The sequence below is a fragment of the Luteolibacter sp. Populi genome (assembly GCF_040801775.1).
Lineage (GTDB): Bacteria > Verrucomicrobiota > Verrucomicrobiia > Verrucomicrobiales > Akkermansiaceae > Haloferula.
Genome location: NZ_CP161812.1, coordinates 6,361,430 through 6,380,065 on the forward strand (window position 1 = coordinate 6,361,430; position 18,636 = coordinate 6,380,065).

Here is an 18,636-nt window from a genome sequence, read left to right on the forward strand (position 1 = left end):
CGATCGATGCGATGAAGACACCGGTGCGATTGGAAGTGCGTCCGCCGCGCAGCGGGTGGCGCGAGCGTGTGGAAGCCTCCGGCCTGCTCTGGCATGGCGAGGGCGGCGATCCGTATTGGAGCGAGGATCGCAATCTGGTTTTCACGCTCGAGGCCGCGGAAATTCTCGAAGCTGCCGCCAACGAGCTGCACGCGATGTGCATCGCCGCCTGCGATGAGATCGCCCGCCGCGGCTGGTGGGAACGCCTCGCGATTCCGGAAGCGGCGATCGGGATGGTGCAGACTTCGTGGCTGGTGCGGGATCCGACGCTCTACGGCCGCTTCGACCTGGCATGGAACGGCAGCGGCACGCCGAAGCTGCTGGAGTACAATGCCGATACGCCAACCTCCCTGCTCGAAGCGGCGGTGATCCAGTGGCAGTGGCTGGAGGACGTGGCGGCGGCGGACGACCAGCTCAACTCGCTGCATGAAGCGCTGGTCGAGCGCTGGAAGATTTTCCCGGAGGACCTCATCCACTTCGCCTGCCAGTGGGATCACCTGGAAGACCGCCAGACCATCGCCTACCTGGCGGAGACGGCGGAGCAGGCGGGCAAGACGGTGGAGCTGATGGACATCGAGGAGATCGGCTTTTCCGAGGAAGGCCGCTTCACCGACATGAACGAGCGGCCGATCGGGCGGCTCTTCAAGCTCTACCCCTGGGAGTGGATGGCGGAGGATCCTTTCTTCGCGGAGATCGGCTCCGAGCGCGCGCGCTTCACCGAGCCGGCCTGGAAGATGATGCTCTCTAACAAGGGGCTGCTGCCGATCCTGTGGGAGCTGAATCCGGGGCATCCCTTGCTACTGCCCGCATCGTACTCGCGGGAGGGACTCGGCAGCATCGATCGCTGGGTGGAGAAGCCGTTCTTCGGGCGCGAGGGCAGCGGAGTGTCCCTGCATTCGCGCGGGCCCTATCACTCGCCTCCGCCCTTGCCCTCGGCAGAGGGTCCGATCGTTTACCAGCAGCACGCCGAACTTTTTCAAGCCGGCGGCCAGCACATCGTCTGGGGCCTGTGGATGGTCGGCGACGAGTGCCGCGGCCTTTCCGCCCGCGGAGACCAAGGGCCGGTCACCGGGAACCTGAGCCGCTTCCTGCCGCACCGGATCGAGGGGTGATCGGATTTGTTGAAGAAGTGAGAACAAATCCCTTGCGCAAGCCGTTTTCCGGGCTAGTGTCGCGGCCCGCGCCGAAAGGCGCACCAATAAATCGCGGGATGGAGCAGCCAGGTAGCTCGTCAGGCTCATAACCTGAAGGTCGTAGGTTCAAATCCTACTCCCGCCACCAATCGAAGGCCTTAGTTCTTAACGGATTAAGGCCTTCGTCCTTTTGGGGCGACAGGCATGATCACACTCGATGATCACAGAATTCACTCTGAGGCTCCAGCCGGAGATGTCCTTCAAATCGCTAAAACGGATCCTCGTCCTCGAGCGAGGAACGACATGATCTCACCGGGAAGCTGAAGCGGATGAAGGAGGTTCAATCCGCGCCCCTCGTGTGAGGGGCGACCACTCGTCCAGGACTGCCAGCCCGTACGATCGTAGTTTCAATCCGCGCCCCTCGTGTGAGGGGCGACGGGGCCGGTGGCGGGCATGATGTTCGTGAAGCTGTTTCAATCCGTGCCCCTCGTGTGAGGGGCGACCGATCGCCCAGCAGACCCAGAAGGTGGAGGAACAGTTTCAATCCGCGCCCCTCGTGTGAGGGGCGACCGGATCGGGGGTGCCGCTCAAGCAGCAGGCCAAGGGTTTCAATCCGCGCCCCTCGTGTGAGGGGCGACGGCACCGGCGCGGGCGTAGACGGAGCAGCCGAGGGTTTCAATCCGCGCCCCTCGTGTGAGGGGCGACTCGCCAGCCTCAAGCCCGAGCTGAAGGCGATGGTGTTTCAATCCGCGCCCCTCGTGTGAGGGGCGACGCGCCCTTGCCGATGCAGAGAACCTGATCCAAGAGTTTCAATCCGCGCCCCTCGTGTGAGGGGCGACTCAGCACGCTCCTCGGCTGGAAGCGCGAATACAAGTTTCAATCCGCGCCCCTCGTGTGAGGGGCGACGTAGCGGATATTAGCCGTCTCGCAGTCGGTGAAGTTTCAATCCGCGCCCCTCGTGTGAGGGGCGACTCGGCGATAACTGGCGAGCCGACCTCTCGAACTCGTTTCAATCCGCGCCCCTCGTGTGAGGGGCGACAATACAGCGACGCATACAAGATCTCCCGCCCGTGTTTCAATCCGCGCCCCTCGTGTGAGGGGCGACTTCCTGTTCGCGGACGGGGAGCCCGAGTGCTGGGAGTTTCAATCCGCGCCCCTCGTGTGAGGGGCGACGGCCTTCGTGTGCTGGGTGATGCGGGAGGCGATGTTTCAATCCGCGCCCCTCGTGTGAGGGGCGACCTGGAATTCTTCGGCAGTGCCAGGACGTCGCAATAGTTTCAATCCGCGCCCCTCGTGTGAGGGGCGACTCGACCTCAACGCCCTTGCCGAAGCCACCAAGGAGTTTCAATCCGCGCCCCTCGTGTGAGGGGCGACCCACCAGCTACATGCGCGGCACCACGGACACTGAGTTTCAATCCGCGCCCCTCGTGTGAGGGGCGACCTCGCCAATCCCGGCCGGATGGCGGGCATGTTCGTTTCAATCCGCGCCCCTCGTGTGAGGGGCGACGCTTCACCAGGACGCGAGCAAGCGCCAGGAACCGTTTCAATCCGCGCCCCTCGTGTGAGGGGCGACCGTCTTCGACTGGCTGGAAGACATGGCTATTAGGGTTTCAATCCGCGCCCCTCGTGTGAGGGGCGACCGATCACATCCTGCCCCAGTCCAAGAGAGGCAAGTTTCAATCCGCGCCCCTCGTGTGAGGGGCGACCGACGGCACGGAGAGGGCTACTAGGCAGTAGAGTTTCAATCCGCGCCCCTCGTGTGAGGGGCGACATGCCCGCGGCGTGCTGCCCGGCGGCAGCGACGTGTTTCAATCCGCGCCCCTCGTGTGAGGGGCGACCGCCGAGCTGATCGACAGCGGCGCGCTCGACTTGTTTCAATCCGCGCCCCTCGTGTGAGGGGCGACGCTCGATCTCCTCCTCAGTGCCCCAGTGATCGAGGTTTCAATCCGCGCCCCTCGTGTGAGGGGCGACCTTCTCGGAAAGTTCACCGAACTGGAACTCGATGTTTCAATCCGCGCCCCTCGTGTGAGGGGCGACGAAACCAGCGGCGACGCGATCAAGCATTGCGCTGTTTCAATCCGCGCCCCTCGTGTGAGGGGCGACACAGAAGCGGAATCTCTCCCAACGCGCATCGGGGTTTCAATCCGCGCCCCTCGTGTGAGGGGCGACTCTGTCCTTTGATGGTCCAGCTTGTCATGTTATCGTTTCAATCCGCGCCCCTCGTGTGAGGGGCGACCAAGCGGAAGCGCTCCACCAGCATGCGCCAGTCCGTTTCAATCCGCGCCCCTCGTGTGAGGGGCGACCCTCCGGCAGGTGGTCTGCATGATCCGTGCAGGGTTTCAATCCGCGCCCCTCGTGTGAGGGGCGACTGCCCACGTCCTTGCCTAACAAAGCCGCCGACTTGTTTCAATCCGCGCCCCTCGTGTGAGGGGCGACGAGCGACATGCAGTCGCAGCTCAAGGCTCAGGAGTTTCAATCCGCGCCCCTCGTGTGAGGGGCGACCGAGTGTCGTGTTCGCGTCGATCGTCTGAACGAAGTTTCAATCCGCGCCCCTCGTGTGAGGGGCGACGGCCTTGCAGCGCCTGCCGAAGAGGTAGCCGATGTTTCAATCCGCGCCCCTCGTGTGAGGGGCGACTAGTGAAGTTTTCGCATGAATCTCCAATACATGTTTCAATCCGCGCCCCTCGTGTGAGGGGCGACCAAAAATTCGTGCCGTGGTGGGTGGCCCACTCGAGTTTCAATCCGCGCCCCTCGTGTGAGGGGCGACCCTCGGGCAGGGGGATCAAAGCCCGGGAGCCGATGTTTCAATCCGCGCCCCTCGTGTGAGGGGCGACTTTCGGTTCTCCGAATCAAGGCCACCTCGCCAACGTTTCAATCCGCGCCCCTCGTGTGAGGGGCGACGGGTATGGGCCTTTGCTATGGGTGTGACCGCTGGTTTCAATCCGCGCCCCTCGTGTGAGGGGCGACCGCCCAGGAGGAACAGCTCAGGGAGTCCTATGAGTTTCAATCCGCGCCCCTCGTGTGAGGGGCGACTACGAGCGCAGCGTTATCCAGCTTTCCGGCCTGTTTCAATCCGCGCCCCTCGTGTGAGGGGCGACGCCGGGCTTCCTCTGCCATCTGGTCTGCGATCTGTTTCAATCCGCGCCCCTCGTGTGAGGGGCGACGATGTCCGCTGGGGTCATTGGCGGCACTCTAAAGTTTCAATCCGCGCCCCTCGTGTGAGGGGCGACCCGTTAGCGGTCCCGAGTTGGACACCTACCTACCGTTTCAATCCGCGCCCCTCGTGTGAGGGGCGACTCGGCATGTTCTCGCCCAAGCAGAGGCTGAAGGCGTTTCAATCCGCGCCCCTCGTGTGAGGGGCGACGCTCGGAGGACACGGAACGCGGCAACCTGCTGGAGTTTCAATCCGCGCCCCTCGTGTGAGGGGCGACGTAGAGTCGACCTCGCGCGAACCGTCTGGCTGGAGTTTCAATCCGCGCCCCTCGTGTGAGGGGCGACTCGATGGCGTTCGCGATGGTACGGATGTGCTGGGAGTTTCAATCCGCGCCCCTCGTGTGAGGGGCGACGGCCATCTCTGGCAGCGCGCTCCCCTCGAAATCGTTTCAATCCGCGCCCCTCGTGTGAGGGGCGACCCCGTCATCTATACCACGAGTCCACCGCAAACGGTTTCAATCCGCGCCCCTCGTGTGAGGGGCGACGCGTTCTGCGGTACGCGGGTCAAGCTTTGCGGCTGTTTCAATCCGCGCCCCTCGTGTGAGGGGCGACCAAGCAGGAAAAGGCCAAGCCGCGCCAGATCGACGGCTGTTTCAATCCGCGCCCCTCGTGTGAGGGGCGACCAGAATATCCGGCTCTTCCGCTCGCTCAGCGTGGTTTCAATCCGCGCCCCTCGTGTGAGGGGCGACGCAAGGGTGCTGGGTCCTCTGGTGTCCCACAAGTTTCAATCCGCGCCCCTCGTGTGAGGGGCGACGCACATGATTAGCGGCGCGATGACGGGGTAGTGGTTTCAATCCGCGCCCCTCGTGTGAGGGGCGACCGGAACTCATGCCCAAAATCGAGCTGGTGGCTGAAGTTTCAATCCGCGCCCCTCGTGTGAGGGGCGACTTGTTAGAGAGCATCATCTTCCAGGCCGGCTCGGGTTTCAATCCGCGCCCCTCGTGTGAGGGGCGACCAATCCGGTTGCCTCCCTGGCGGAACAAGATGGGTTTCAATCCGCGCCCCTCGTGTGAGGGGCGACGTGCCGCATCCGCACCACTGGCGACAAGGCCGGGTTTCAATCCGCGCCCCTCGTGTGAGGGGCGACGGTTTGAGAAGGATTGAAGAACCAAGCGTATGAGTTTCAATCCGCGCCCCTCGTGTGAGGGGCGACGCAACAGGCAACACGAACGCCGCGAGCGGCAACTGTTTCAATCCGCGCCCCTCGTGTGAGGGGCGACTTCGTGGAGTTCCTCCGGCTTGGTGGACGGGCAGTTTCAATCCGCGCCCCTCGTGTGAGGGGCGACCCATCTCCAGTTCCTATTCGGCACGCACGGGAGTTTCAATCCGCGCCCCTCGTGTGAGGGGCGACGGAACGGGTTGTTGTTAATGGTGCGGACGTTATTGTTTCAATCCGCGCCCCTCGTGTGAGGGGCGACAAGCTGCGCTTGATCGTCGCGACGTGCGGCACGTTGTTTCAATCCGCGCCCCTCGTGTGAGGGGCGACCGGATCAGGTGGGGCCGTATCTGGCCGGGGAGCTGTTTCAATCCGCGCCCCTCGTGTGAGGGGCGACGGCGGGAGGGGCTGCCAGTGGGTGGGTGTCCACGCGTTTCAATCCGCGCCCCTCGTGTGAGGGGCGACCTCCACCTCTACGCCGAACAAACGAAGGACCAATGTTTCAATCCGCGCCCCTCGTGTGAGGGGCGACCCGGAGATCCGCGGCTACATCGTCACCTGGTCGCAGTTTCAATCCGCGCCCCTCGTGTGAGGCCGCCAACATCGGCAAGGGCGCGGATGTCTGGTCGTTTCAATCCGCGCCCCTCGTGTGAGGGGCGACCTGGTACGGCATGGGCGCGATCGAAATGTTCGAGTTTCAATCCGCGCCCCTCGTGTGAGGGGCGACCGCAGCGCGAGGCCCGCATCGTTTCTGAGATCAAGTTTCAATCCGCGCCCCTCGTGTGAGGGGCGACACAAGGCCAAGGAAACGTTGGAGCACGTCATGTGGTTTCAATCCGCGCCCCTCGTGTGAGGGGCGACGAGCACGCTGTCCTCGAACTCGTACCACGCGGAGTTTCAATCCGCGCCCCTCGTGTGAGGGGCGACCAAGGGTGGCGAACTCGGATTCCCCGCCGAGGAGGTTTCAATCCGCGCCCCTCGTGTGAGGGGCGACCAGCAACTCGTCGTAGTTTCCCGCTATCGGTAAGTTTCAATCCGCGCCCCTCGTGTGAGGGGCGACGGCCATTACATCAACCCGTTCGATGCGGCGGTTGTTTCAATCCGCGCCCCTCGTGTGAGGGGCGACCCTGAACCTCATCGCGGATCAAGTGGAGTCCGGTGTTTCAATCCGCGCCCCTCGTGTGAGGGGCGACTGAAGCCGGAGGATGTGGTGAGCTTGATAAAATTGTTTCAATCCGCGCCCCTCGTGTGAGGGGCGACTTTCCGCGGAGATCCGCGCCACGGCGGAGACGGTGTTTCAATCCGCGCCCCTCGTGTGAGGGGCGACCGCCTTTGACGGGGTGACCTACGGCTTGCAGTGGTTTCAATCCGCGCCCCTCGTGTGAGGGGCGACGCGTGCCCGGCGTGGTGGTCGATTACGAGGTGCTGTTTCAATCCGCGCCCCTCGTGTGAGGGGCGACCGATGGCAGGGGAGGGGTATGTTGTGCTGACGCTGTTTCAATCCGCGCCCCTCGTGTGAGGGGCGACGGGGTCGGGGCTTAACCACCGGATTGATGCGGATGTTTCAATCCGCGCCCCTCGTGTGAGGGGCGACGGTGTTGGGCTCTACTCTCTCGCGGCTTCCGCTGGTTTCAATCCGCGCCCCTCGTGTGAGGGGCGACTCTGGTTCCACGGCGTCCTTTGTGACCGAAGGCGGTTTCAATCCGCGCCCCTCGTGTGAGGGGCGACCGACCCCCGCCCGGTCCTTTCTTGAGTTGTCCTTGTTTCAATCCGCGCCCCTCGTGTGAGGGGCGACCTGCCGTCTTGGTCGTGGCGCGATCCAGAACGGTCTTGTTTCAATCCGCGCCCCTCGTGTGAGGGGCGACCGTCTTCGCCGGTCTGGATTCCCAGTGCCGCACAGTTTCAATCCGCGCCCCTCGTGTGAGGGGCGACGAGATCCGGCGTTGCAACGTCATCACTCGATGTGTTTCAATCCGCGCCCCTCGTGTGAGGGGCGACACGGTCACGCAGTGGATCGGGATCTCGTGGGATGTTTCAATCCGCGCCCCTCGTGTGAGGGGCGACCGGTGACGAACCGGTCCTGCGCCGCATTGCTCGCGTTTCAATCCGCGCCCCTCGTGTGAGGGGCGACGGCGTATCCGGCGGACCACTACGCGCTGAAGGCGCGTTTCAATCCGCGCCCCTCGTGTGAGGGGCGACTCGGCAGTCTCGGAAGACTCCCCCCGCCGAAGCGTTTCAATCCGCGCCCCTCGTGTGAGGGGCGACAAGGGATGCAGCGATTACCCGCCATACAAGAGGGCGTTTCAATCCGCGCCCCTCGTGTGAGGGGCGACATGCTACTTTCGGCACTCCAGCCGGAGGTGTCGTGTTTCAATCCGCGCCCCTCGTGTGAGGGGCGACTCGAGGCGTGGCTTACCGCCAACGAATCCGAGATGTTTCAATCCGCGCCCCTCGTGTGAGGGGCGACTCCTTGCCGTGCCTGGCGCTTGGCGGGATCCGCTGTTTCAATCCGCGCCCCTCGTGTGAGGGGCGACTGTCGTAGACCGAGCGGGGATTCTGGCGCAGGGCGTTTCAATCCGCGCCCCTCGTGTGAGGGGCGACGACCGGATGCACCACTCATGCGTTGGGAGAAGGTTTCAATCCGCGCCCCTCGTGTGAGGGGCGACCCGTGAGGGTCACGACTTGGCGAACCGCTCCGGTGTTTCAATCCGCGCCCCTCGTGTGAGGGGCGACTCGACGCGAAAGCGAACGAAGCCGGCCGCACCATGTTTCAATCCGCGCCCCTCGTGTGAGGGGCGACCTCGACGTGCTGGCCTCGTGGGACGATGGCACGTTTCAATCCGCGCCCCTCGTGTGAGGGGCGACCGGCGCTGGCGTTGCTCCAACCCCGCGCGGGAGTTTCAATCCGCGCCCCTCGTGTGAGGGGCGACTGATGAGGCCGGTCACGAGGTCAACGGCTCCGGCGTTTCAATCCGCGCCCCTCGTGTGAGGGGCGACCGGGCCTCGATCCCTTCACGGGATGGGTTTACATGTTTCAATCCGCGCCCCTCGTGTGAGGGGCGACCCAACAGGAAAGCGCGGCCGGCGAGGAAGTGGGGTTTCAATCCGCGCCCCTCGTGTGAGGGGCGACGCAGCGGCACCGGGGTTTTCACCAGCGGCATGGTGTTTCAATCCGCGCCCCTCGTGTGAGGGGCGACGGTGAAGGCCACAGGCACCCGGGAAGCAGGGGTGTTTCAATCCGCGCCCCTCGTGTGAGGGGCGACCAGCACACCCGCGCCGCGTGGAACGTGGTCGGGGTTTCAATCCGCGCCCCTCGTGTGAGGGGCGACCCTCCTCGTCTTCTCCTGCCGCTCCCGCCGCGAGTTTCAATCCGCGCCCCTCGTGTGAGGGGCGACCGGGCCACGATGGGGGGGGTGGGGCGCTTGTTAGGTTTCAATCCGCGCCCCTCGTGTGAGGGGCGACGGGAAGACGGCTCCGCCGCCCCCGGCGAAGCGGAGTTTCAATCCGCGCCCCTCGTGTGAGGGGCGACGGCAACTACGAAGTGGTTGCGGTAGCTGCTGAGGTTTCAATCCGCGCCCCTCGTGTGAGGGGCGACGCATAAGCTTGATCGTAAGCCACTATCTCAAAATGTTTCAATCCGCGCCCCTCGTGTGAGGGGCGACCTTGGTCATCATTGCGATGCGTCATAGCTGCCGTGTTTCAATCCGCGCCCCTCGTGTGAGGGGCGACGGGCACGCCTAATAGCCCGCACTGAGATAGTCGTTTCAATCCGCGCCCCTCGTGTGAGGGGCGACTTTTGGGTAATACCCATGCCAGAAATGTATCCAAGTTTCAATCCGCGCCCCTCGTGTGAGGGGCGACCATGGGCCAGCCCCTGCATTTCCGCCTACGAGGTGTTTCAATCCGCGCCCCTCGTGTGAGGGGCGACCTGGACGCTCGTGCTCGATGGCAGCGGCGCGGGGGTTTCAATCCGCGCCCCTCGTGTGAGGGGCGACCGCCCGAGCAAGCCGCAAGGTTCGAGCGGCAAAGGTTTCAATCCGCGCCCCTCGTGTGAGGGGCGACGATGGATCATCGAGAGTTCCCGATGATTAGCATGGTTTCAATCCGCGCCCCTCGTGTGAGGGGCGACTTACGGTCTCGGTATAGGTGCCGATCACCGTGGGTTTCAATCCGCGCCCCTCGTGTGAGGGGCGACAATCAATGGGAGCGCGCGTGAAGTGACCTCCATGTTTCAATCCGCGCCCCTCGTGTGAGGGGCGACCGCTGATGATGCTGATGATGCTGATGGGATTCTCGTTTCAATCCGCGCCCCTCGTGTGAGGGGCGACTCTTTGCCATCAAGAGTAATGTATGGGATACGCTGTTTCAATCCGCGCCCCTCGTGTGAGGGGCGACAATGCTTGCTAAGTTCTCTGCCGGTGAAGTGGGGGTTTCAATCCGCGCCCCTCGTGTGAGGGGCGACGGTTATCGCATTCATTGCTTGGAGCATTGCCAAGTTTCAATCCGCGCCCCTCGTGTGAGGGGCGACGACAAAACAGCTAATCATTACGTCATTCCCTTTGTTTCAATCCGCGCCCCTCGTGTGAGGGGCGACGAGCAGCTAGATATAGTCATACCGTTAGAAGATGTTTCAATCCGCGCCCCTCGTGTGAGGGGCGACTAAGGCCGGTTACGCCAAGCGTAGAGAACATGAGGTTTCAATCCGCGCCCCTCGTGTGAGGGGCGACCCTTGCGCTACCTTGTCTGCGGTGGCTTGGTCTAGTTTCAATCCGCGCCCCTCGTGTGAGGGGCGACGGCGCGACCCTGCGATCATTCCCGCCGTAGGGCAAGAATGAAGCGTTCCGCGAACCCTCATCGCTCCGGCGCAAACCATGTCTCCCCGCAGCGATCCAATGATGTCAAAGAACAGATCCTGAATGATTTGTGATGTCCGCGAACCTCCCCGGGAAATCCCGACCGATTCAGGTTCGCGGGCACGACGATCCGGCCCGGATTCAAAGGCTGAGTTCGCCACAATTCTTCTCAGACGACAAGCATCCCGTCGACATCGTAGCCATCATTCGCTCCGTGGTGCTCCACCCGGTGGTGCCAGTTGGAACCAAGGTGATAGAAGCGCACGCTGTCCGTTTGGCTGTCGATAAGCTCAAGCAGCCTTGATCGGAGGGCGACAAACTGAGCGGGGTCCACCTCGCACTCAAAGACGGAATTTTGAACACGCTGCCCGTAATCCAAGCAGGCCTTCGCGACCTTCCGCAGACGATTCTTCCCCGCCGGGGTCACCGTCGATACGTCGTAAGTGACCAGGACGTACATGGCTACTTGGCGAGGAAGGCGGGATAGGCATCCAGGTCGCCTCGCAAGTGACGGGCGAGCAGGCGGGCCTGCAGATGAGGCAGTAGGCCTACCGTCGTCTTCTCATCAAGGAAGGGATGCACGATCTCGTCCTGCTTCCTCTCCTGCCAAGCTGTCAGGACCTTCTTCCGGGCCTTCTCCCGGAGTAGCACGGCTCCGCTCTCCTTCGTCTCGAAGTCGCCGGCATCGATCTGCTTCCGATTGAAGAGCGACAGCGCGGTACAGGTCCGCGAGGAAAGCCCGGAATTCTTCCATCAGGTCCAGGGCAAGTGAAGGCCGCCCCGGCCGGTCCCGGTGAAGGAAGCCGCATTGGGCATCCAGCCCGCAGCTCTCCAGCGCGCTCCGGCAATCGTGCATCAGCAGGCTATAGAGGAAGGAGAGCAGCGCATTCACCGGATCAAGCGGCGGTCGCCGTGACCGGCCCTTCATCGTTACCGCGGGATCGTGGTTGACCAGCAAGTGGGGGAACGCGGCGAAATACGTCACCGCCGCATCCCCTTCGATCCCGCGGAGGCTGTCCAGACTGGTCGCCCGCATGGCGAGGCCGATGCGCACGAGGATCGTGTCGGATGCTTGGAGCAGGGCCGTGCCGCGTGCCACTTCCTTCTCTCCATGGTCCCTTGCCGCCCGCATCAGGACATGGCGGGAGTTTGCCAGTTTTGCCGCTACCATGTGGGCCGCGATTGCCACGGCGGCGGGCTCGTGATCCGCCCGCCGATACTGCTCCCTGCGCAGCAGGATATTCCCGGAAGTGAAGCCGTTCGTGCAGGCCAGGAATTTCCCGTGGGGGGTGTGGAAGGAGAGCGCGACCTTGGCCTCCGCGCAGGCCGCCATCAGCGACGCGGAGGCGGAGATGTCCCAGCCGAAGCATGCAATTCCGTCCAGATTGTGCAGCGGCACCCTGAGCTTGGATTCGCCCTCATGGCGGACTTCGATCGCCGCGCCGTCCTTGCGGAGGTAGGCACCTTCCAGGGTCACAAAGAGCGTGTTCAAATGTTGTTTCATGGGGGTGGGGGGAGTTCGGGTTTGGCTGAGCATCGGGGACTCAGTCCTTGGACTTGAGGGAAGCTTGGAACCACGCGGCAGCCCCGCGCTTGAATCGCAGGGACATCGGTTGGCATAGGTCGATCAGGGAGCACGCATCGCAGCGGCGCGGCTCGTAGTCGGCTAGGGGCGTGCGGCCTTCCTCGATCAAGCCGTGGATCGAGGTGGAAGTTTCTTCGACCAGCGCGCGCAATTCCGCGTCGAAAAGGACCTCCGTCCGGCGGTGGCGCTCGCCGTAGAAGAGGAAGCCGGCGGGTATCGCTATCCCCAGCATCTCCTCCAGGCACAGCGCCTGGGCGCAGAGCTGCACCTCGTCAGCCCGATGACTCTTCGGTCTGCCGCGCTTGTATTCGACCGCGACCACGCGTCCATCGGCGTGGAACTCCACCACGTCGCATTGCCCGGTGATGCCGATCCGCAGCGAGCGGACCGGCATCCCGCGCGTGATGCGGATGCCCGGCCGGGATTCGTCCGGTCCATCGTGGGCGCGGGCGTGCATGACCTTGCCCTCCGCCGTGAATTTGTTCTCCGCCCATGCCTGCTCCACATGGATCAGCGCGCACTGCCGCGGGCAATACAGCCAGTGCTGCAGGGCCGAGATCGCGATCAACTGTTCCTCATCATGCATGGAGCAGGGTAGGGGGCCGGGGTTCAGATCCGTTCGATTACCTCGATACCCTGCGGGATCGCGGAATGATCGATCGTCACCTCGTAGTCGGAGAAAGCGCGGGGAACTTCGATCCCGTCCTTCTTCTTGACGCTTACGGCATCGAAGAGCTTGTGGCTCGGAGCTTTGCCAAGGGCGTTCTCATGCTTGAAGACGATCAATGCACGAGGGGCCATGCTTCCGGCGGGGCGGGCGGCGGATTGGTCGAATTGGAAGGCGTTCTCAAGGGAGGTGAAAAGCAGTTCAAGATCCTCGTCGTTGAAGAGCGTTTGCCTAGCGAGGAACGGATTCACGAAGCCTTGGGCTTTGTAAAGGCCGTAGGGGATAGTAAACTTGCGGCCCATGGTGCGTTCCTTCTCGATGTCTTTCTCATTCGTGACGGAGGAACGCGTGATGGCGTGTTCGCTCGATACCACCGGATCAAGCGATCGGGCGAAGGAGAGCTGGACCGGTCCGCGGACCTGGCCGCAGTTGATTTCAGTGGACATGACGGCACCAAAGGTACAGGACGTCGTAGTAGTTTTTGCACATCCACTTGGTAGCTTCGTCCTTCTTGCCCTCCTTGGGAGCCTTCGAGTCCTTCTCGGCAATTCCAACTTCCTTGTGGGCATCCTTGTGTTGGAGGTTGTGGACGGCACCCTCGGTGAAGTAGATGCGCTTCCCGTCCGCCCCGTTCGCAGTCATGGCCACGAAATTGCGGATCTTGCGCTTCAGGCAAACATCAGTCACGAGACCCTGGCCGGTCTCCACATCGGTGCGCGGGAGATTGCCGGCATCGGGATCTCCGTTGGGATTGGCGTCTTGGCAGTCGAAAAGGAAGAGGAAGTCGTAGCGGTGGTTCATAGTCGTGGTTCGATTGAAATTGGAGTTAGGAAGGGGTTCAGGATTCAGTGGATTCAATAGCATCCTTTTTGGTGAAGAAGTCCTTCCGCTGGTGGTAGTAGCCGATGGCGAAGATTCCCTGGTTCTGGAGGTTGAGCTGATTTGCGAAGGCGGAGATCGGCGAAATGATCTCCTGGATCAGTTGCTCGCGTTTGATCCGGGCTCCCATCTGGAGCTTTCCAAGGTGATGCTGATAGGTGCGCAGGATGCGGGGAAAGACGCTGGCGGGAGTAGCGGATGCGGCGCTGTAGTAGCGGTCGCGAAGGCCGGCATTGACGCTGCCGAGGGCGTCTTCCTGAGTCTTTTCCAAAGCGGCAAATAGCCGCCCGAAGAGGTAGGCGGGAGTGGTATTGGTTGAATCGAGCATGACAGGGATGGTGAGATGGTGATTGCGGACAAGAATGGCCTTTAACGTGGAGGCCCGGAGGTAGCTGACGGAGCGGTCGGCATGGATGCGGCGGATGATGGCAGTGAAGAGACCCTCCGGGTAATGCGAGCCTTCGACGATGGCTCTTGTCAGGGCTCCACCGAGGAGAGGGGGGATTTCATCGGCGACCCGTGCCGTCTCGCGGAGGATCTGCCAGACGGCCGGGAACTCGGGATCGGCGAAACGCTTTCCGACAGGCTCGGTGAACTGCCTCACCATCTCCATGCACTGGTGGTGCTCATGAAGCTTCGCGATGAGGTCCGCAACGGTGGAGCGATGGAAGAAACGGACCGAGACGCGGGCGGCATTCGGAGCGAGACCGAGGATGTAGAACGGGGTGTCCGGCTCGCCCAAGTCCTGGAACTTCGCGCCGGAGCGGACCGCTTCAAGAAGCCGACGGATTTCCTCCCGCTTCGAGATGTCCTGAACCTCTTCGACGGATTGCGAGCCACCGGAGAAGAACTCCGCAAGACAGTTTTCCATGACCGTCGGTTTCTCCGTCCAGAAGACCGTGGTCGTGTCGCCGATCCGGATGCGGTGCTTGGCGGAGCGTGGGCCGGTGAGAAGTGAATTCAATGCCGTGCCGTAGCGAAACGCCGCATCCTCGCCCACCGGTGCATTGTAGCTTTGTTCCCTGCCGTAGGATTCGTAGGCGGGGGCGTTGAAGGAGACAAGAGACGCACCCGCGGCTTGTGCTCCGGTCACGCCCTTGATCTTCGGATGCAGGCGGGCAATCGGGACCTCTTCACCGCTGAGAAGACATTGGGCAAGTTCACACGGTGCCTCCTCCGCCTGGCTGCGACGCCACCAATCCTGAACCGCAGGAGACTCGTGGACCGGTTTCTTCTCTCCCTGAATTTGGAAGACCCCAAAGCCGGTTCCGAGTTCGTTCAGGATTGGGAAATCCGCGAGACGATCTGGCGACCACTTCTCTAGGAAACGGCAAACTGACGAAAAGGAAGGATCATGAATCGCGAATTCGACTTCGAGATGCCGCTTCCGGAACGCCTCGAAGCGGCTGAGCCCGAAACCGTCCGCCTTGTCCTCGGGCTGGCGGCCGAGGAGGTAGGTTTGATTGTCCCACAAGAAACACGGGTTGATCCCGGACCCGGAGGGCTTTGCCTCTCCCGGGACTAGCATGATGGTATTCTGCCGCTTCCCTTTTTCATCCGGTGTCCGGGCATCTTCCATGCCGAAGAGAACTCCATCCGGCTTGAGAACGATCCGGAGGCTGATCTTCTGCGGGGAGAAACCCGGCGGTGCGATCTCGTAGGAGGGATCGTCGGCGAGACGGGTGTAGAGCTCGTTGAGGGATTGGAGGATCATGCTTTGACGGGGAAGGGGAGTTTCGGAACTACGAGAACGCCGTCGCGCAGCGCGGCGCGGAAGAAGTGGGGCGTGGTGGATCGCACTTTCTTGGTGGCGCGGTCCTGGTCGAACTCGATGTCGTGGAGGATGAAGCCGAGGTCCTTTTCCCCCAGCAGCGATTCATGCGGCGTGGGAAGATCCGCTTCGGATTCGATCAGCTCGAAGCGGACGGGAAACTCGCGGCAGCCAAAGTAGGGCTGTTGGAAGGCCTGGCCCTTGCGGGCGCGGCGCTTGAACATGTCCAGGTGCTTGCCAACGGCCTCCGGCTCCGGGGATGGTGCGTCGCCCTTTTCCATCCGCGGGTCGAGGACATGGACGTGTGCCTTGATGAGATAGGCGACGTCCTTCAACAGGAGGGAAGCGCGCTGCTGGCGTTGATCCGCGACATCCATAAAGGGGCGGATCTCCGGGTTCTGCATCGCGGCATTCACGCCGACGGCGCCTTTGACCGGGATCTTCGAGGCGACTTCGTTGCGACGGATATTGGTGAAGCGGATCGGGTTGAGAATGTGGATCTCGTCGATCATCCAACGCATCTGGGGCTTCCAGTAGATGGCCTCCAGAACCCCGCGGGCGGAGGATGGTGTCATGATGTCGTACGAGACGCGCTCGACCTTCATCTCCGGTCGGGAAAAGAGGGCGTAGTCGCCGGAGACGTGGAGGGTGATTCCGTAGTTCATCATTGGTCGCAGATTAAGTTTCGAGAGCCGGAGTGGCCTTCGTCGAAGGTCAGTCCGAAGTGATTGGAGTAGTTCAGATCCGTGGAAACAAGGGAGTGGAACTGGCCGTCGCGAAGTACCTCGAAGGAGCGAATATTGTCGTCGCGCAGCCGCGGGGGAATGGAGACGGTGTACCGTTGCAGGGCGCGCAAGAGATCCCGGTGCAGAGGAATCTCGGGATTCCGGAGTTGGCAGATGAGGGCGCGGGCTTCCTCGTCGAAGGGAATGATGACGGGAACCTGCCCGTCCTCGATCAGGCGGAAGTTCGCAGCCGCAGTGGCGAACTGGAAGCGGAACGGCAATGAGGGGTCGCCGACATCGAGACGAAACTCTTCGAGGATGCCTTTGGAATCCCAGCGCTTGCTTTGCTGGTAGTAGTAAAGGTCGAAGTAGTGGTGGATCGCCTCCCGCCCCAGCAGATCGGAGTGGAGATCGATAAGTTGATGCGCGACTTGCGCCGTTTCGCGAAAATAGGTTTCACCCGCCTGGTCTTCCGGGCGGAAGATGAAAGTGCGCCCCGGTTCGGCGAGCTTCCCATTGCGATTGCAACGCCCGGCTGCCTGCGCGATTGAATCGAGCCCGGCGAGGGCGCGGTATACGACGGGGAAATCGACATCTACCCCGGCCTCAATAAGCTGCGTCGAGACCGCCCGCGTAGGAAGCCCGTCCCGCAGACGCGACCTAACCTTCGCCAGGATGCCACTGCGATGCTCCGGACACATCAGGGCGGAGAGATGGAAGTTTCCCTCTTGTTCATCCAGCATCTGGAAGAGTTGCTGGGCGTGCTTCCGCCGGTTGACGATGCAGAGGACTTGGGAATGTCCATTGAGTCGCCCCGCCAATTCGGCGTCCGGAAGATCGCCTAAGGATTCGAGTTCGACGCGCTTCAAGGCAGCGAAGAGGGCGGCAGGGTCCGCGATGATCTCCCGGCAGTTTCTCAATCCGATGGGGAACTCATCCTTGTCGTATTGGATCGCGGGCTGCGTGGCCGTGCAAAGGACGGTGGTGGTCCAGTAGTGGTCCGCAAGTTCTTGAATCACCTTCAGGCAGGGAGCGAGGAAATCGACCGGCAGGGACTGGGCCTCGTCGAGGATCACCACCGAGTTCGCGATGTTGTGGAGCTTACGGCAGCGCGAGGTTTTCGCGGCATATAGGGATTCGTAAAACTGGACGGCGGTGGTGATGATGATCGGAGCATCCCAATTTTCAGAAGCGAGCCGTGAACGGGTGGTCTCCTTCTCCGGCGAGAGAGCGGAGTGATGCTCGATCAATGGCGTGAAGGAGTCCGACTGGAGAGGGGACAGTATCTCCCGGATCACGTCCGCGTTCTGCTCGATGATCGATGTGAAGGGGACAACGTAGATCACGCGTCTTTGGCCATGGGCAAGAGCGTGGCGGAGGGCGAAGCTGAGGGAGGAAAGGGTCTTCCCTCCACCCGTGGGCACGGTGAGCGAAAAGATGCCGGGGGAATTCAATGCGGCCGCGCGGCAGTTCTCAACTACCACCCGGCGCTGGAAGTTGACCGTATCTCCGGGTGATGGCACACCGAACGAGTCGATCTTCTCATCAATCAGCCGTGAGACCTTCGCGAGGATCCCTTCGGGAACTTGATTGCGAAGGCGGGCTTGGACGGGATTCATGAATGCCTCGGTGGCCAGGAAGTCGGCATCGACGAGGCAAGAAAACAGCATTTTCACGAAGAGGCTGATGGAGTAGCCGTCTTGTGCCAGGAAGGCCGGCGGCATGGGCACTTCATGATCCGTGATCGCTGCGGGAGAGTCCGGGCAGTCGGGGATTATGGATTCCCGAAGTCGGAAAGCCTGACAGGTGTGATTAGAAGTCGCATCCAGAAGCCCGGAGTGATGTCCGGCGATGGGGTAGGCGAGCAAGTGACCGAGGGTCGGATGAATTTTCACGGCATGCCGGGCACCAGCCGTAGAGTGATCTACCTTTCCCGAGATCTCGTCGGCATGGATGTCAGACTTGCTTTGAAGGTAACGCTGCCATTCCCCGGCGAACTTTCCCAGATCATGCCAGAGCCCGGCGAGCCGGCCCCACTGTTTCGCGCTGTCGCAGTCGGGGCCCGGATGGAACATGGTTGATGCGAAGGTGGCACAGTGAAAGGCGACCTTGTTAAGGTGTCCGTGTTCGGGTTCCAACGATTGGCAAAGACGGCAGTCCATTCCCCTGCATTCTCCGGGTGCTTCTCCGAACGGCGTGGAGAGCGGCTCCCAAGTGCGACCTTCCGGGGCGCTATGTGCAAATGGCGGCATGTTGAGCGGAGTATTGCGGGAGGGGTGGGACAAGCACGGGGAGATATCCAAAACTTCAGCTCAAGCCTCCGTTCAAATGAACAATCCGGGTTCCTCCTTCAAGGGAATCCTTCGCCATCGTCCACTCCTGTTCGGTTGGAGGCGGGAAACCGGACGCGTCCACGAGGATACTGGAGATTGCGAAAAGCGAACAGTAGCGGGGTAAAATCGGACATGTCGTGAATAGTGCGCAAGGTATCTCCGATGTTGTGTGAAATTTCCGACGTTTTGGTCCGGTCGCGTTGACATGATTGGCGGGGGTCCATAGGCGTCATGAGTCATGCAATTTCGCCCCGTTTCTTGCCGCGTTGGTCGGTCGCTCCG

At 62.2% G+C, this 18,636-nt stretch carries 6 protein-coding genes, 1 tRNA gene, 2 pseudogenes and 1 CRISPR repeat array; of the genes and pseudogenes, 2 read left to right on the forward strand and 7 right to left on the reverse strand.

What is annotated here, in order from left to right; translation table 11 throughout:
* The first annotated feature begins 11 nt into the window (after window positions 1-11).
* Window positions 12-1,151: a glutathionylspermidine synthase family protein gene (locus ABWK72_RS25920; protein WP_367872479.1), complete on the forward strand. Its 1,140-nt coding sequence runs from the start codon at window positions 12-14 to the stop codon at window positions 1,149-1,151.
* Window positions 1,152-1,243: 92 nt separating this feature from the next.
* Window positions 1,244-1,320 (forward strand) — tRNA-Met (locus tag ABWK72_RS25925).
* Between the two features lie 188 nt (window positions 1,321-1,508).
* Window positions 1,509-10,335: a CRISPR direct-repeat array (repeat unit 33 nt; unit sequence GTTTCAATCCGCGCCCCTCGTGTGAGGGGCGAC).
* A gap of 228 nt (window positions 10,336-10,563) precedes the next feature.
* Here ABWK72_RS25925 and cas2 read toward each other — a convergent pair.
* The 7 genes and pseudogenes from cas2 to ABWK72_RS25960 form a co-directional block, all read right to left on the reverse strand.
* Window positions 10,564-10,854: a CRISPR-associated endonuclease Cas2 gene (cas2, locus tag ABWK72_RS25930; protein ID WP_367872480.1), complete on the reverse strand. Its 291-nt coding sequence runs from the start codon at window positions 10,852-10,854 to the stop codon at window positions 10,564-10,566.
* 2 nt (window positions 10,855-10,856) lie between these two features.
* A pseudogene (cas1c, locus tag ABWK72_RS25935) lies at window positions 10,857-11,898 on the reverse strand (type I-C CRISPR-associated endonuclease Cas1c).
* A gap of 40 nt (window positions 11,899-11,938) precedes the next feature.
* Window positions 11,939-12,565 carry a CRISPR-associated protein Cas4 gene (gene cas4 / locus ABWK72_RS25940; RefSeq protein WP_367872481.1) on the reverse strand — a complete coding sequence of 209 codons (627 nt, stop codon included), beginning with the start codon at window positions 12,563-12,565 and terminating at the stop codon, window positions 11,939-11,941.
* A 23-nt stretch (window positions 12,566-12,588) separates the two neighbouring features.
* Window positions 12,589-13,447, reverse strand: a pseudogene (gene cas7c / locus ABWK72_RS25945) (type I-C CRISPR-associated protein Cas7/Csd2).
* Window positions 13,448-13,484: 37 nt separating this feature from the next.
* A complete protein-coding gene (gene cas8c / locus ABWK72_RS25950) occupies window positions 13,485-15,239 on the reverse strand; it encodes a type I-C CRISPR-associated protein Cas8c/Csd1 (RefSeq protein WP_367872482.1) in 1,755 nt (584 codons plus the stop codon).
* Complete coding sequence (gene cas5c / locus ABWK72_RS25955; protein ID WP_367872483.1) at window positions 15,236-15,964, reverse strand: type I-C CRISPR-associated protein Cas5c; 729 nt, start codon at window positions 15,962-15,964, stop codon at window positions 15,236-15,238. Before cas5c ends, cas8c begins: the two co-directional genes overlap by 4 nt.
* On the reverse strand, window positions 15,961-18,273 hold the full coding sequence (locus ABWK72_RS25960; protein ID WP_367872484.1) for a CRISPR-associated endonuclease Cas3'': 2,313 nt from the start codon (window positions 18,271-18,273) through the stop codon (window positions 15,961-15,963). The genes cas5c and ABWK72_RS25960 overlap by 4 nt, the downstream gene beginning before the upstream one ends.
* Between the last annotated feature and the right edge of the window lie 363 nt (window positions 18,274-18,636).

What these genes read in the sequence shown, in the direction of transcription:
- ABWK72_RS25920 (WP_367872479.1), top strand. Translation starts at nt 12, where the DNA reads ATGAAGACACCGGTGCGATTGGAAGTGCGTCCGCCGCGCAGCGGGTGG.
- cas2 (WP_367872480.1), bottom strand. Translation starts at nt 10,854, where the DNA reads ATGTACGTCCTGGTCACTTACGACGTATCGACGGTGACCCCGGCGGGG.
- cas4 (WP_367872481.1), bottom strand. Translation starts at nt 12,565, where the DNA reads ATGCATGATGAGGAACAGTTGATCGCGATCTCGGCCCTGCAGCACTGG.
- cas8c (WP_367872482.1), bottom strand. Translation starts at nt 15,239, where the DNA reads ATGATCCTCCAATCCCTCAACGAGCTCTACACCCGTCTCGCCGACGAT.
- cas5c (WP_367872483.1), bottom strand. Translation starts at nt 15,964, where the DNA reads ATGATGAACTACGGAATCACCCTCCACGTCTCCGGCGACTACGCCCTC.
- ABWK72_RS25960 (WP_367872484.1), bottom strand. Translation starts at nt 18,273, where the DNA reads ATGCCGCCATTTGCACATAGCGCCCCGGAAGGTCGCACTTGGGAGCCG.